Annotated in this window: 16 protein-coding genes; 9 read left to right on the top strand and 7 right to left on the bottom strand. The window is 66.1% G+C overall.

Features of this window, described 5'->3' with window-relative positions; all coding sequences use genetic code 11:
* Window position 1 precedes the first annotated feature (1 nt).
* On the bottom strand, window positions 2-1,147 hold the full coding sequence (locus ACNSN7_RS12110; protein ID WP_418282550.1) for an acyl-CoA dehydrogenase family protein: 1,146 nt from the start codon (window positions 1,145-1,147) through the stop codon (window positions 2-4).
* Between the two features lie 177 nt (window positions 1,148-1,324).
* On the opposite strand from ACNSN7_RS12110, the gene ACNSN7_RS12105 reads away from it, so the two are divergent.
* A complete protein-coding gene (locus ACNSN7_RS12105) occupies window positions 1,325-2,392 on the top strand; it encodes a phytoene/squalene synthase family protein (protein WP_418282549.1) in 1,068 nt (355 codons plus the stop codon).
* Between the two features lie 188 nt (window positions 2,393-2,580).
* Here the strand turns inward: ACNSN7_RS12105 and ACNSN7_RS12100 are convergent, their stop codons facing one another.
* Window positions 2,581-4,584, bottom strand: a complete 2,004-nt coding sequence (locus tag ACNSN7_RS12100) for a DEAD/DEAH box helicase (RefSeq protein WP_418282548.1) — start codon at window positions 4,582-4,584, stop codon at window positions 2,581-2,583.
* Between the two features lie 141 nt (window positions 4,585-4,725).
* Between ACNSN7_RS12100 and aglM the strand changes: the two genes are divergently transcribed.
* Together aglM and ACNSN7_RS12090 are read left to right on the top strand one after the other, a co-directional pair.
* The gene (gene aglM, locus ACNSN7_RS12095) at window positions 4,726-6,018 is read left to right on the top strand and encodes a UDP-glucose 6-dehydrogenase AglM (RefSeq protein WP_418282547.1); all 1,293 of its coding nucleotides are present in this window, start codon (window positions 4,726-4,728) and stop codon (window positions 6,016-6,018) included.
* Between the two features lie 320 nt (window positions 6,019-6,338).
* The gene (locus ACNSN7_RS12090) at window positions 6,339-6,590 is read left to right on the top strand and encodes a hypothetical protein (RefSeq protein WP_418282546.1); all 252 of its coding nucleotides are present in this window, start codon (window positions 6,339-6,341) and stop codon (window positions 6,588-6,590) included.
* Window positions 6,591-6,626: 36 nt separating this feature from the next.
* Here ACNSN7_RS12090 and ACNSN7_RS12085 read toward each other — a convergent pair whose 3' ends face one another.
* From ACNSN7_RS12085 to ACNSN7_RS12075, 3 genes are all read right to left on the bottom strand, one after another.
* Window positions 6,627-7,070: an SPW repeat domain-containing protein gene (locus tag ACNSN7_RS12085; RefSeq protein ID WP_418282545.1), complete on the bottom strand. Its 444-nt coding sequence runs from the start codon at window positions 7,068-7,070 to the stop codon at window positions 6,627-6,629.
* A 352-nt stretch (window positions 7,071-7,422) separates the two neighbouring features.
* The gene (locus ACNSN7_RS12080) at window positions 7,423-8,391 is read right to left on the bottom strand and encodes a D-2-hydroxyacid dehydrogenase (protein WP_418282544.1); all 969 of its coding nucleotides are present in this window, start codon (window positions 8,389-8,391) and stop codon (window positions 7,423-7,425) included.
* Window positions 8,392-8,486: 95 nt separating this feature from the next.
* The gene (locus tag ACNSN7_RS12075; protein ID WP_418282580.1) at window positions 8,487-9,659 is read right to left on the bottom strand and encodes an MFS transporter; all 1,173 of its coding nucleotides are present in this window, start codon (window positions 9,657-9,659) and stop codon (window positions 8,487-8,489) included.
* A 153-nt stretch (window positions 9,660-9,812) separates the two neighbouring features.
* On the opposite strand from ACNSN7_RS12075, the gene gatC reads away from it, so the two are divergent.
* From gatC to ACNSN7_RS12050, 5 genes are all read left to right on the top strand, one after another.
* Window positions 9,813-10,130 carry an Asp-tRNA(Asn)/Glu-tRNA(Gln) amidotransferase subunit GatC gene (gene gatC, locus ACNSN7_RS12070; RefSeq protein ID WP_418282543.1) on the top strand — a complete coding sequence of 106 codons (318 nt, stop codon included), beginning with the start codon at window positions 9,813-9,815 and terminating at the stop codon, window positions 10,128-10,130.
* Complete coding sequence (gene gatA, locus ACNSN7_RS12065; RefSeq protein WP_418282542.1) at window positions 10,131-11,429, top strand: Asp-tRNA(Asn)/Glu-tRNA(Gln) amidotransferase subunit GatA; 1,299 nt, start codon at window positions 10,131-10,133, stop codon at window positions 11,427-11,429. It begins immediately after the preceding gene.
* The gene (locus tag ACNSN7_RS12060) at window positions 11,426-11,932 is read left to right on the top strand and encodes a DUF5797 family protein (protein ID WP_418282541.1); all 507 of its coding nucleotides are present in this window, start codon (window positions 11,426-11,428) and stop codon (window positions 11,930-11,932) included. The genes gatA and ACNSN7_RS12060 overlap by 4 nt, the downstream gene beginning before the upstream one ends.
* 334 nt (window positions 11,933-12,266) lie before the next feature.
* Entirely contained in the window at window positions 12,267-12,635 is a 369-nt protein-coding gene (locus tag ACNSN7_RS12055) for a hypothetical protein (RefSeq protein WP_418282540.1), read from the top strand.
* A 186-nt stretch (window positions 12,636-12,821) separates the two neighbouring features.
* Window positions 12,822-13,274: an SHOCT domain-containing protein gene (locus ACNSN7_RS12050; RefSeq protein WP_418282539.1), complete on the top strand. Its 453-nt coding sequence runs from the start codon at window positions 12,822-12,824 to the stop codon at window positions 13,272-13,274.
* Between the two features lie 55 nt (window positions 13,275-13,329).
* Here the strand turns inward: ACNSN7_RS12050 and ACNSN7_RS12045 are convergent, their stop codons facing one another.
* Window positions 13,330-13,644 (bottom strand): YbjQ family protein, encoded by a 315-nt coding sequence (locus ACNSN7_RS12045; RefSeq protein ID WP_418282538.1) that lies wholly within the window; start codon window positions 13,642-13,644, stop codon window positions 13,330-13,332.
* A gap of 85 nt (window positions 13,645-13,729) precedes the next feature.
* Here ACNSN7_RS12045 and mce point away from each other — a divergent pair, with 85 nt between their 5' ends.
* Window positions 13,730-14,116 (top strand): methylmalonyl-CoA epimerase, encoded by a 387-nt coding sequence (gene mce, locus ACNSN7_RS12040; RefSeq protein ID WP_418282537.1) that lies wholly within the window; start codon window positions 13,730-13,732, stop codon window positions 14,114-14,116.
* A gap of 145 nt (window positions 14,117-14,261) precedes the next feature.
* On the opposite strand, the gene ACNSN7_RS12035 is transcribed toward mce, so the two are convergent.
* Entirely contained in the window at window positions 14,262-14,540 is a 279-nt protein-coding gene (locus ACNSN7_RS12035) for an acylphosphatase (protein ID WP_418282536.1), read from the bottom strand.
* Window positions 14,541-14,702 lie beyond the last annotated feature (162 nt).

Raw genomic sequence — 14,702 nt, 5'->3', positions numbered from 1 at the left:
GCTACTCGTCGAGCAGCCGGTTCGCGATCGTGTTCCGGAGCACTTCGCTGGTTCCCTCGTAGATCTCCGAGAGCTTCGCGTCGCGGTAGAACCGCTCGGCGGGAAAGTCCTTTGTGTACCCGTAGCCGCCGTGTATCTGGATCCCCTCGTTGGCGACCTCACGGGCTATCTCGGAGGCGTACAGCTTCGCCTGTGCGGCCTCCTTGATGAACTCCTCGTCGCGCTCCTTGCTGTCCGCGGCCTTGTGCATCAGGAGCGTCGCGGCCTGTACCTTCGTGTCCATGTCGGCGAGCTTGTGTTGGATCGCCTGAAAGTCGGCGATCGGACCGCCGAACTGCTCGCGCTCCTGAGCGTACTCGGTCGCCTCCGCGAGCGCCGCGCGGGCGATCCCGACCGAGCGCGCCGCGATCGTGATCCGGCCGCCGTTCAGCGTCTTCAACGCCTGTACGAACCCCTCGCCCTCCTCGCCCAGCAGGCGGTCCTCCGGGACCCACAGCTCGTCGAACCGCAGCTCGGCCGTCGGACAGCCCTTGTCGCCGAGTTTCTCCTCGGTCCCCTCCACGACGAACCCGTCGTCCTCGTCGGGTCGGACGACGAACGCGGAGATCCCCTTCCGACCCGCGTCGGGATCGGTCTTCGCGAAGACGATCACGGTGTCCGCGACGGAGCCGTTCGAGATCCAGAGCTTCCCGCCGTCGATTCGGTAGCCGTCGCCGTCGCGGCCCGCGGTCGTCGTCATCGCGGGCACGTCCGACCCTGCGCCGGCCTCCGAGAGCGCGAACGCGCCGACGTCTTCGCCGGTGTTCAGCGGCGTGAGAAACCGCTCCTTTTGCGGCTCGTCGCCGAACGCGTACACCATGTTCCCCGCCAGCGACGTGTGTGCGGCCACGACGGTTCCGAGACCGCCGGAGCCGCGAGATATCTCCGCGATCCCGATCGCGTAGCTGTGATAGTCGAGACCCGCGCCACCGTATTCGACCGGGAACGGCATCCCCATGAGACCCAGATCGGCCATCTCGGCGATCAGATCCGCCGGGAACTCGTCGGTTGCGTCGATCTCCGCGGCACGCGGGACCACCTCCTCGTCGACGAACTCCGCGACCGTGTCACGAATCTGTCGCTGCTCGGCCGTCAGCGTGAACTCCATGCGATATCGTCCCCATCGGATCCCTTAGCCGTTTCCACACGGTTGTACACGGGTTCGTCGTTTACGAAGGGACAAAACGGTGCATTCGGTCGGTTTCGAGCGATATCGAAGTCGATTCCCTGCGAGCACGTCCCGCGAGGCTTTTTTATGGGTCGTGCCGTAACAACCGATAACCGAATGAGCGGACGAGAACACGGTTCCGTCGAACCCGACCTCGCGTGGTGTCACGAGGCGGTCCAAGGAGTCTCCCGAACCTTCGCGTTGACCGTCGACGTGTTGGACGAGCCGATGGCCTCACAGATCTGTGTCGGCTATCTCCTCTGTCGCGTCGCGGACACCGTCGAGGACGCCGGACACATTCCTCCCGCGGCGCAAAGCGACGTCCTCCGGACGTACGAGCGAGCCATCGATCCGAACGAGGACGTCAGCATCGACCGGTTCCGAGCGGAGATCGACGAGTGGCTCCCCGAACCCGAGGAGCGAAGCGACGACTGGGCGGTCGTCGCCGAGTCGCCGACGATCCTCGCGACGTTCGAGCAGTTGGATCCGGAGGCCCGCGAGGCCATCATCCCGCCGGTCGTCGAGATGGTCGACGGGATGGCGATGTTCGTCGACCGGCACGCCGACAAGGGCGGACTCCGTATCGACGACCGCGACGAGCTCGAACAGTACTGCTACTACGCCGCCGGCACCGTCGGGAACCTCATCACGAACCTCCTCACCCGGGGCGACGTCGCCGAGTCTCGCGCCCGGCGGCTCCGCGAAACCGCCGAGGAGTTCGGTCTCCTCTTACAGCTCGTGAACGTCTCGAAGGACGTGTACGACGACTACACCGAGGAGAACAACGTCTACCTCCCCGCCGAGTGGCTTGCGGACGAAGGGGTCGACCAGGAGCAACTCATCGCGCCCGAAAACCGGGAATCGTCCGCTCGGGTCGTCGACCGAACCGCGAACTACGCGCGGTCGTTCCTCGACGACGCACAGGCGTATCTCGAAACGATGCCGCTGTCGCACGGGAACACGATCGAGGCGTGGTCGGTCCCGTACCTGCTCGCGGTCGGGACCTTACGCGAACTCCGAACGCGTCCGGAGGACGCGCTCACCGAGGCCGGCGTGAAGATATCCCGACAGGAAGTGTTCGCCGTGATGTCGGTCGCGAACGAGGCAGGTCGCGAGTCGCTCGCGGAACTGCGCGAGACGATCGCCCGCACGCCGTATCACCACGCGGTCGAACCGGCCGACTGACACGGGGCCGGTTTTAATCGGGTCGCGACGACGTGACCCCCGCCCGTCTCGAACCCGTTGCGTCGTTCGGTCTCGCGCTCCTTCGCTCGGTCCGGTCGCGTCGCTCCTCGACCGATTCCCGCTGTATGCAGGCGCTCGAGGCCGATCCTGATGGCCCTATCCCGCTAGATACTGATGGCCCTACCCCGCTAGAGTCTCCCCCGTGCGCGTCCGATCGCCGGCACACTCACCTCGATGGTTGCAGCGAGCGCGTCCGACGCGCTCAACAGCCACTCCGCCCGCTCGATCCGTGAGTCGAGGTCTCCCGGACCGATCCGATACGCCTCGACGAGCTCCTCGACGGTCGCTCCCTCTATCCACTCGTCGAGGATCCGAGCGGTTTTCACCGACTCCAACCACCCTTCGAAGTCCGTCGTTTCGGTCATCGACGTCGTCAGCTCCGACGCGTGCGCTCGGGCGAATCGATAGATCTCCGCGCGCTCGCGGTTCCCGAGATACGTGTCCTGCATGTCGGGCGTGTCACAGATCGTCTCCAACACCGTGAGCGTCGTCGGATTCGCCATTCCGGCCACGGTTCGGAGCCCCGAAACGATCCGCTCGCCGGTCTCCGGCCGGACGTACTGTTTCGAGGTCGTCTCGCCGACCGGCGTCGCAACGAGTCGGTAGGCGTCCACGCCCGCTCCCGTGTCTCGGCGGAGCATTCCCATCCCGACGAGGTCGTCCACGGCGACGGCGACGGCGTCCGCGAGCCCGCCCGCCCCCGCCTCGCGGGCGTAGAAGGTCCCCTCGAACACGTCGAGGATCGCCGCCTCGGTCGTCGCCGATCCGGTGGCGACCGCCGAGAGCACGTGGGTCCGGAGCGCGCCCGGATCCGCGAGCTGTGACTCGACCGCCTCGGGGTCCCCGTCGACGTATCGCTCGACCAGCTCCGCCCGCGTCGACGCCTCGCCGAGCAGTACGGCCTCGCCGTACGGATCCAGTCCGGGTCGACCCGCGCGCCCGCACATCTGGTGGACCTCGAGCGTCGGGAGCCACTCGGTCCCGGAGCCGGTGTACCGCTTCTGGTCGCGGACGATCACTCGCCGCGCCGGAACGTTGACCCCGGCGGCGAGCGTCGGCGTCGCACAGATCGCGGCGATCTCGCGGTTGCGGAACGCCTCCTCGACGACCGCCCGGTGGCCGGCCCGAAGTCCGGCGTGGTGGAACGCGACGCCACCGCGCAGACAGTCGGCGAGTCGTTCCCCAGTGAGCGTTCCGTCGACGTCGGTGGCCGCCTGCGCGACCCGTTCGGCCTCCGACTCGATCCCCTTCCGCTCGGCGAGCCCTGCCGAGGCGAGTCGCTCGGCGAGTCCGGCCGCCGCTCGACGCGATCGCACGAACGTCACGCACTGCCCGCCGGCGTCGACGGCGTCGGAAACGAGCGCGACCGTCGTCTCCGTGCGGTCCGCATCGCCGTCACGAGACCCGTCATCGCCAGATCCGCCAGCGCCGGAACCGCCAGCGCCCTCACGTTCGTCCGTCCCATCGAGGTCGACCGACAGCGTCGTTCCGTCGTCGAAATCGACGAGACCGTTGACGCAGACGCCCGTCCGGAGATCGACCGGTCGCCAGTCGGACTCGACAAGGGTCGCGTCCAGCCACTCGGCGATCGCCTCCGGGTTGTCGACGGTCGCCGAGAGCGCGACGGTCTGGACGTCGGGGGTGCGTCGCCGCAGCGTCGCCAGGGTCACCTCCAGGGTCGGCCCTCGGCGCTTCTCGCCGAGTAGATGGACCTCGTCGACGACGACGCAGGCGAGCCGGTCGACCCAGTCCGCGCCGTTCCGGATCGCTGAGTCCACCTTCTCGCTCGTGGCGACGACGACGTCGTTGTTCGCGAGCTCCTCGCCGGTCGCGTCGAAGTCGCCGGTCGAGACGCCGACGTCGACGCCGGGTAGCGCAGCGAACGTCTCGTACTTCTCCCGAGCGAGCGCGCGGAGCGGGCAGACGTACAGCCCCGGTCCGTCCGCGGAGAGGAGCGCGAGCGCCGCGATGAACGTCTTTCCCGAGGCGGTCGGGATCGCTGCGACGACGTTCTCGCCCGCACAGATCCCGGCGTCGACTGCCGCCGCCTGTGGCGGATATAACTCCTCGATCCCCTCGTGCCGGAAGTGATCGAGAAACGTGGGATCGAGCGGGAGGTCGCCAACGCGCATACGAGCCGATTACGACGGGATCGTACTTAAGCAGTTGCCGGAGCGGGCGCGCTCGGGGGTCCCCGACGGGCGGTGTGACCGCTCCGCCGACGGGTGTGCGGACGCGGAACGCTCATGGGTGCGGGGAACGATCACATCGATATGCAGGTATCCGTCGTCGGAAGCGGTTACGTCGGCACGACGCTCGCGGCGTGTCTCGCGGACGTGGGCCACGAGGTAGTCGCCATCGACATCGACTCGGAGGTGGTCGCGGCGGTAAACGAGGGGCACGCGGCGATACACGAGCACGGCCTCGACGAGCTGTTGGAGCGGAACGCTGGCGACCGCCTCCGCGCGACGACGTCGTACGACGACATCCCCGAGTCGGACGTCACGTTCCTCGCGATCGGGACGCCGTCGGAGCCGGACGGCGACATCGACCTCGGCGCACTCTCCGCGGCCGCCCGGGGGGTCGGCGAGGCGCTCTCGGGACTCGGTCCGGACGAGCGCGGGCTCGTCGTGGTCAAGAGCACGATCACGCCGCCGGCGGTCGACGAGATCCGTGCGGCGCTGGCCGCGGGTGCGGGCGACGCCGCCGACCGGGTCGAACTCGCGACCAATCCCGAGTTCCTCCGTGAGGGGACGGCGGTCTCCGACTTCCGGAACCCGGACAAGATAGTCCTCGGCACCGACTCCGAGTCGGCCAGCGATCGGCTTCACGCGCTGTACGAGCCGATCGTCGACGGTCGCGAGATCCCCGTCGTCGACACGGACCCGAAGACGGCGATGATGATCAAGTACGCCAACAACGCCGCGCTCGCCGCGAAGATATCCTTGGCGAACGATCTGGGCAACCTCTGTAAGGAGTTCGGACTCGACGCCTACGAGGTGATGGAGGCCGTCGGTCTCGACGACCGGATCGGCGAGCGGTTCCTCCGCTCGGGGGTTGGCTACGGGGGATCGTGCTTTCCGAAGGACGTCGATGCACTGCGTGCCGCCGGGCGAGACGCGGGGTACGACCCCTCGCTGTTGAACGCGACCGTCGAGGTGAACGACCGACAGCCCGAACGGCTCCTCTCGCTGCTCGACGACCACGTCGACGTCGCCGGCGAACGGGTGGCCGTGCTCGGGCTCGCCTTTAAACCCGGCACCGACGACGTCCGGAACTCGCGGGCGATTCCCGTGATCGAGGGGCTCCGCGAGCGCGGCGCGACCGTCGTCGCCTACGACCCGGTCGCGACGGAGGCCATGCGTGAGCGGTTCCCGGACGTCGAGTACGCGTCCGCCGCGGCGGACGCGCTGGACGACGCGATCGGCGCGCTCGTCGTCACCGATTGGGACGAGTTCGCGGCGCTGGACGCCGAGTTCGACGCGATGGAGGAGTCGGTCGTGATCGACGGTCGACGGATAATCGAGCGGCGAAACGGGATCACGTACGAGGGGTTGACGTGGTGACTGAAGCGACGCGAGCGCGATAGTCAACAAGGATGACCCGACAGATATCGAGGGTATGAATACGTGGACTCCTTTTGTCCCATAGTTTAACCTTGTACCTACTCGATTTCTGAGCGATGGTTGATCCCGTCACCGATCCCCTCGTCGAGATTCCCTTACGGAGAATCGAGGAGAAAGCCCCGTCCCGTTAGAGCGGGGATGAATCCTGTTCACGTCGCTGGTTTCCAGGTCAGGTCTCCCACGGAACCCGAGGAAATCCTGGCTTACTGCCGTTCGAAGCGGTTATTAGCGTCCTTATGCTGGTGTTAACCAGCAGAACAATGGACGACAACGTGGCGACCGAGATGGATACGTTCATCCGAATGGCTCGGGAGTTCCCGATTCGGACCAGCCTGTTTACTTTCAGCCTTCCGGTGTTCGCGCTCCTGCAGTTGCTGAACGGGGTTCTTCATGGGGGTTCGCTGTTATACATCGGCAGCTTCGTGGTGCTGGCAATCGCTTCCTCGGTACTACTGGCCCAGTACCAGCTCGCGGTCTACCGGCAACAACGACTCTCTCGACGGTGGCTGTAGCGAGTTCTGCCAAACATCACGAAGAGAAGGGACCGCTCAGGCTTTGGTCCGGCGAGTGTCCTGCTGGTGATCTCGGGTCATGTACGCACTGTAGGCACCGAGCCCCGCCGCAAGCAAGCCGACAGCGATGTGGTTGTAGAACCAAAGATCGTAAGCCGACTCAGTGAGTCCGGCGTCGGCACCCAGCACGTACGGTGCCGCGATCAACCAAAGACCGGCTGCAACGGCGATCAAGGCGATCGCGGAGTTCGCCAGCCGTTCGTTCGCCTGCCGCGAGTAGTTGTATCCCCCGACGCCGATCAGGAGCGCACCAACGAGGACGTCGCTCCAGAACTGCGCTCCGGTGACGTCTAATACGAAGGCCAGTGCGATCATCCAGACTCCGAGCAGTGCAATCAGCGGTGAGAGCCATTTGCCACGTTCACCCGCATTTCGCTCGTGATCAGCGCGTTCATCGCGACGGTCCGTGTCCATGCCCATGTCGTTGCTCGACCTGTCATCGGAATCCACTCTGTTGTTACTATTCATCGTGTTCCACATGGACGACATTGGTTCCCACGCGTAAAGTTAGACGGCCACACTCCGCGAGGAGGGTCCGGACTACCAGCGAATATCCGTCGGTATGATACAACAAGCCGTCCCTATGTAGCAGTTATATTCTGACAGATCACAAGTAGCGCGTCGATCACCGTGATGCATCGGGAACCTGTACTGACCATACTCGGGAGAGAATGCGTCATTCAGTACGGACTTCAACAAAACCCATCAGATGTATTAGATCTCCCGTGTCGACGGAGACGCGAGGCGAGTGCCTCGTTGACCCCGAGGCGGTTCACGTCTCCGGTGCTTGCACGAGGTTTCGGAGGTCGTCGCCCGCCGCAAGCGCGGCGACGTTGTCGGCGACGATGTCGGCGAGTCGCTCCCAGTGTTTCGGCGTATGACCGCCGGTGTGTGGGGTTATCAGACAGTTCTCCAGTTCCCAGAGCGGATGATCGGCCGGAAGCGGCTCGGGATCGGTGACGTCGAGCGCCGCACCGCGGATCCCGCTCGATCGAAGCGCCGAGACGAGCGCGTCGGTGTCGACGATCCCGCCCCGCGCAGCGTTGACGACGACCGCGTGTGGCGGGAGCGTCGCCAGTTCCGCCTCGCCGATCAGCCCCCGAGTCATGTCGTTGAGCGGGCACGCGACGACGACGTAGTCGCTTCGGGCGAGCGCGTCGTGGATCGCGTCCGTCTCGAACCCGACGACCTCGTCGGTCGGACCGCCCTTCGAGGGGGTGTACCGGATCCCGATCGTCTCCACGTCGAAGCCCGCCAGGCGGTCGACGACGTGCAGACCGATCGCGCCGAGCCCGATCACGGTCACCGTGCTTCCGGTGAACTCGTGCGACTGGAAGTGCCGCCACTCGGCGTTCGACTTGCGCCGCCACCCCTCGTGAAGCCGGCGTGCGAACACGAGCATGTTACCGATCGTCGCCTCGGCGATCCCCGGCGCGTGGATGCCGCCCGCGTTGGTGACGGCGACGCCGTGGTCGGCGAGCGTCTCCACCGGAACGTGGTCGGTCCCGGCGAACGTGCACGCGAACAGCTCCAGCCGGTCGGCGTCCGCGACGAGTGCCGCTTCGACCGTGATTCCGGTGACGACGCGAGCACGCGGGACGAGTTCGCGTTCCGCCTTCGGGGTTCGCGCGAACGCCACTGTCCGGTCGGGCAGGCGGTCTCGAAGCGTCTCGGCGTACGGTTCCATCGACAGGCCCTCGGTCCCCTCGCGGAGAACGACGACGTCCGGGTGTTCGCTCATGGTTGACGAGCCGCGTCGGTGCGGCGTTGGTCGGCCGTTCGTCGGTCGGGTACAAAGCCGTTGTTGACGACGACGTGCGGTGTCGTCGTCACCGTTCAGTAGCCGGTTCCGAGCAGCCGGTTAGCGAGCAGCACCGCGAACGCGACCCCGAACAGCCCCGCGAGCAGGCCGAACGAGGGCCCCCATCCGAGCAGATCGGCGGCGAGGCCGACGCCGACGGAGCCGGCCGAACCGATGACCGTGTAGACGGTTCGGACGAGCCCGAATCCGGCTCCCCGCTCGGCCTCGCTCAGCGCGTCCATGAACCGCGGATCGATCGCCGAGAAGAAGCTGGCACCGAACCCGGCGAACAGGACGGCCGCGGCGACGCCGCCCACGCCGGGAACGAGGACGAACCCCGCGGTCCCGAGCGCGCCGAACAGCATCGCCCCGCCGATCACGGAGTCGCGGCCGAGCAGGTCCGAGAGTCGACCGATCGCGACCTGTGCGCCCGCTCGAACGACGAAGAAGCCCGAAAAGGCGACGCCGGCAGCGGCCGGCGAGTAGCCGCGGAAGTCGACGAGAAACGTCGGAAGGAACGACATCAGCCCCTGGACGACGTAGGTCCCGACCATCGCGACGAACAGCGGAAGCAGGATCGCGGGCCGCGAGAGGAGCTCCGCGAGCGGACCGAGCCGGAGGCGTTCTCGCATCGGCTGGTCGGGACGGCGCGGCTCGGTCGGGCGGACGCGCCGGACGAATAACAGGAAGACTGGAACGCCGACGAGCCCGGCGAGGGCAACCGCCGGCCGCCAGCCGTACCGGACACCGACCCACGCCGCCGCGATGGGTGCGATCAGTCCGGCGAGCGGACCGCCGAGAGAGTGGATACCGATCGCCGTACCGAGATCGTCGAACGTCCGGGAGAGCAGCGTCGTCGCCACCGCGTAGTGGAGTCCGGCGACGAGCCCGAGCAGGACCGCCGCGAGCACGAACGCCGGGAAAACGGGGGCGAACGCGAGCAGGACGCTCATGACGGTCGTACCGCCGATCGCGACCGCGATCACCCGTCGCTCCCCGTATCGGTCCGCGAGGATCCCGCTCGGGAACTGCGAGACGCCGTACGCGAGCCACATCCCCGACAGCGCCACCCCGATCGCGGTGTTCGAGACGTCGAAGTCGGCAACGATGAACGGAACGACGGGACTGATCGCCAGCCGGGCGAAGTACGTAACGAAGAACGCGAGCATACACAGCGCCAACACGGTGTGTCGGTACCGCCAGTTCATCCCCTCGATCGCCTCCGCGTCACGGCGGATCGTCGGCAGCCCGGACACATGTCCCGGCGTTCATCGCGCGCCGGAATGTACCCACCGATACCGGCCGTCCCGGTCGGTCCGCCGTTCCGAAACCCTTACTCCCGGTCCGTGGCAGTTGCACGTATGAGCGATACGTCGGATCCGGACGGTGAAGCGACGGGCGGCGACGGCTCCACGGTCGACGCCGAGGAGGTCGAACACGTCGCGGAGCTCGCTCGCGTTCGCCTCGATGAGGCGGACGTCGAGGCGTTCACCGAGGAGTTCGCGGAGATCCTCGAGTACTTCGAGGCGCTCGACGAGGTCCCCGAGGTCGACCGCGAGGAGGACCTCGTCAACGTGATGCGTCCCGACGAGGTCGAGAACGGCCTCACACAGGATGAGGCGCTGTCGAACGCCGCAGAGACCGAGGACGGCTTCTTCAAAGGGCCGAAGGTGTCGTAGATGTCCGCCGACCTCAACCTGTTCATCACCGAGGAGACGATCGACGGCGAGGACGACGGCCCGCTCGCGGGACGCACCGTCGCCGTCAAGGACAACATCTCGACGGCGGGCGTGCGAACGACCTGCGGCTCGGAGATGCTCGACGGGTACGTCCCGCCGTACTCCGCGACGGTCGTCGATCGACTGACCGACGCGGGCGCGACGATCGTCGGGAAGGCGAACATGGACGAGTTCGGGATGGGCACGACGACGGAGACGTCTGCGTTCGGCCCGACCCGAAACCCCGTCGACCCAGAGCGCGTGCCGGGCGGTTCCTCCGGCGGCTCCGCGGCCGCGGTCGCCGCCGGCGAGGTCGACCTCGCGCTCGGCTCCGACACGGGCGGCTCGGTGCGGTGTCCCGCCGCGTTCTGCGGTGTCGTCGGGATCAAGCCGACCTACGGGCTCGTCTCCCGATACGGACTGATCGCGTACGCCAACTCGCTCGAACAGATCGGACCGATCGCTGGCACGGTCGAGGAGGCCGCCGCGGCGCTCGACGTCATCGCGGGACCGGACCCGAACGACGGGACGACCCGCGCTCCGAGCGAGGTCGACGGCGCGAACGGCAACCCGGACTACGCCGCGGCCGCCGACGGCGACGTCGATGGCCTGACGATCGGCGTGCCGACCGAGCTGTTCGACGGGGCCGACGAGCGCGTCGTCGAGACGGTCGAGGACGCCATCGCGGAGCTGGCGGCGCAGGGCGCGGAGACGACCGAGATATCGCTGCCGTCCGTCGAACACGCGGTGCAGGCGTACTACGTCATCGCGACCTCCGAGGCGTCGTCGAACCTCGCGCGGTTCGACGGCGTCCGATACGGTCACCGCGCCGACTCCGACGGGAACTGGAACGAGGCGTTCGCTGCGACCCGCGAGGAGGGGTTCGGCGCGGAGGTCAAACGGCGGATCCTGCTCGGCACGTACGCGCTCTCGGCCGGCTATCACGACAAGTACTACAAGAAGGCACAGGACGCCCGTGCGTGGGTCCGACAGGACTTCGACGCGGCGTTCGCGGACGTCGACGTCGTCGCGTCGCCGACGATGCCGGTGCTCCCGTTCGAGCTCGGCGAGAGCCTCGACGACCCGCTTCGGATGTATCTCGCGGACGCGAACACGACGCCGGCCAACCTCGCGAACCTGCCGGCGATCTCGGTGCCCGCGGGTGAGGCCGACGGGCTTCCGGTCGGGCTCCAACTCGTCGGGCCGAAGTTCGACGAGGAGACCGTGATCCGTGCGGCAAGCGCGGTCGAGGAGCGATGAGCCTGACCGAGGAGGAACTGGAGCGGCTCGCGGACGTCGTCCGCCTCCAGCCGACGAAGAACTCCGAGCTGGAGGAGGCGTGGGGCGTCGACGGCGGCAGCGAGGTCCACCAGTACCTCGAGAACCACCTGAAGGAGTACTACTACCGCGACGACGACAGCCTCATCCGCGCGACGGCGGAGGCGAACGACCTCGTCGACGTCGAACCCGGGATCGAGGCCGACGAGGTGGCGAAAGGCGGCGTTCCGGACGTCATCCGCGTTCCGGAGCTCGAAGCGCGAGTGTTCGCGGTCGTCGCCGGCCCGGACGAGCGGTCGGAGTCGGTCGTGAGCGTCCTCACCAAGCTCCGCGAGGAGTTCGACATCGACCCCGAGGCCGGCGAGGTGCGCCGGGCGCTCCAGAGTCTCCGCCGGAAAAACGTCGTGGAGGTCGTCTACCGCACCGTTCCGACGTTCAAGCGTACCGTCGATCGCGACGACCTCACCGTCGAGGTCTCCGAGTAGGGTCGACGGTCGATAGCCTGTGCAACGAGGGTGCATAGATCCCTTCGCACGGCGGTTTATTTCATAGTTCGACAACTGAATCAGCGTGGGTGTCTACGTGCGAACTGAACGCCGTTCTACCTACCAATTAGCGATGATTTTCTTAGCGGCGTGCAAGATACACGGTGGGAAGGCGACAAATTTCATAAATTGAACATGTATAATTTTCAGAATGTTTTATATACTAATTAATCACATAGGTGAATAGCTGTCTCCCAGATAATCACACAACAATTATCACTGCCTGTCACGAATGGTTATGTCATGAAAAAAAAGATTTGAAAATGGTAAACTTGTGATAGAACATTGGAATCTGGTTTTCCGCGCCCTTTCAGCCGAGCCACGTCGCCAACTTATTGTTTCGCTCTTAGATTGTCCAGAAAATCAATCGGTGCCACTGCCCGAGGGTGCAATTAATCCCGACGTTCCTGAGAATCCTGAACGACTCAAAATTGATCTCCAACACAACCATTTACCAAAGTTGGCCGACTTCGGTTTCATCGAATGGGAGACTAAACCGTTGGTTGCACATCGTGGCCCTCGATTCCAGGAAGTTGCGGTGGTTTTTGAAGCGCTGCATTCAAGTGCGACTGATATTCCAGACTCACTAGTCAAAGGTTGCCAACGCCTCGAAGAGGAACGACAAGTTAGTTTGGGGAACTGAAGATTCCAATTCTGAGTGCATTTCTGTCAGCTACTGTATTTCTTGTTGGTGACTTCGATAACTCTCCTTTCTGTACCGAGCAAATCCCGTTCTGATGTGCGAGCGCTTCTATGATTCCGTGTGTGCAACGGCCTGCCCGATGGCACCTCGGTAGCTTTTGGTCCCGGGACGCGAACCGGTCGGTCGATGTCCGATCCCTCCTCTCCATCCGTTCGCGACCGCGCTGTCGGAAACGCCACCGGGATCGCCGCGACGACCGTCACGGGAACGTGGCTCGCCGCGCTGATGCTCGGGTACGACTGGTGGCTCGCCGCCATGCTGTTCGGCTACATCGTGATCGTTCCCGTCACGGCGATGCTGTTCGACGAGGACGACGAAGAGCGCGATTACGAGATCGACGACCGTTCGACCGAGAAATCGTCCGAGACCGCGGACGAGGCCGATCCCCTCGCTCGCCTCCGAACCCGGTACGCCGAGGGGGAACTGGACGACGAGGAGTTCGAGCGACGGCTCGACCGTCTCTTGGAGACGGAAACGATCGAGGACGCGACGCGGTGGGCCGGGCGGGACCGCGATCCCGAGACCGAACCCGAGACCGAACCCGAGACCGAACCCGAGACCGACCCCGAGCACCGGTAGTCGATGACGCCGAGCACGGGGCGACGGTGATCGCGGGGCGGCGAGCGCCGAGGCGTTATCGGAGCCGCACGGCGGTGCCGTACGCAAGGATCTCCGCCCCGCTGTCGGCGATCGAGGAGGTGGTGAATCGCACGTTGACGACGGCGTCGGCGTCGAGCGCCTCCGCCTCCGCAACCATTCGGTCCTGCGCCTGATCGCGGGCGTCGGTCATCAGCTCGGTGTACCCCTTGAGTTCGCCGCCGGCGAGGTTGCGGAGACCCTGCGTGATGTCCCGGCCGACGTTTCGTGCACGAACGGTGTTGCCGCGGACGACGCCGAGCGTCTCGACGATCTCTCTGCCGGCGACGCCGTCGGTGTTGGAGAGCTCCATGCGTCCCCGTTCGTCCGAGCCCATATAAATCATCTCGCTGGCACCGTCGCGTCCTTTTAACCGACTGCGTGCGGAACGAGCCGGTATGCGTTTCGACCACGTCGGCGTCGCCACCTCCGACGCCACGGAACTCGGTACCCTGTTCGTCGACCTGCTCGACGCGTCGGTCGCCCACGAGGAGACGTTCGACGGCCTCCGGATCCGCTTCCTCGAACTCGACGGCGGCGGCTACCTCGAACTGCTGGAGCCGGTCGACGACGGAACGATCGCCCGATATCTCGACCGGAACGGGCCCGGGATCCACCACGTCGCACTCGCAACCGACGACGTCGCCGCCGCGCTCGACCGCGCTCGCGACCTCGGCATCGAACTCATCGACGAGGCACCGCGCCCCGGCGCGTGGGGCCACGACGTGGCGTTCCTGCACCCCGGATCGACCGGGGGCGTGCTCGTGGAGTTCGTCGAACACTGAGCCCTGCCGACTCGTTCGAGGTGTATCGGACGGATACCGTCGAACGGGGCACGGCGCTTGTCTCGAGAGCCGAACACTCGAGTCGTCCGTGCCCGTGCTCCGCGCGCTCAGCGTGCGGAACGCCGCCGCCCGAGGGAGGTCCCGCCTACCACCGAACCTCGAACCCGTCGAGTCCGTCGGGGTCACCGAACTCCGCGTCGACGGCGTCGACGTCGGCGGCTGGACTCCCCGTCTCACACCACTCGACCACGTCGCGCACTGCCCCTTCCGGTCCCTCGAAGACCGCCTCGACGCGACCGTCCGGGAGGTTTTGTACCCATCCGTCGACGCCGTGATCGCGAGCGGTGTCCCGCGTCGTCGCCCGGTAGTAGACCCCCTGGACGGTTCCCGAAACGAACACGTGCGCACGGATCCGGTCGGTCATCGAGAACCGATCGGTCCGCATCCCCTTTAAACGTCCCGAGGTCGTCGACGCGTCGAGAGATCGTCCGGGACGTTCCAGTTGGCTCGTCTCCCGTGTCGTCGATCCGTCAGCCCGTTGCCCCGTCGGACGGTTCGAGACCGACGGCTACTAACTCCCGGCGGC

It is taken from the genome of Halorubrum rarum (assembly GCF_048380895.1).
GTDB lineage: Archaea > Halobacteriota > Halobacteria > Halobacteriales > Haloferacaceae > Halorubrum.
This window is presented reverse-complemented; position numbering and strand designations above follow the sequence as displayed.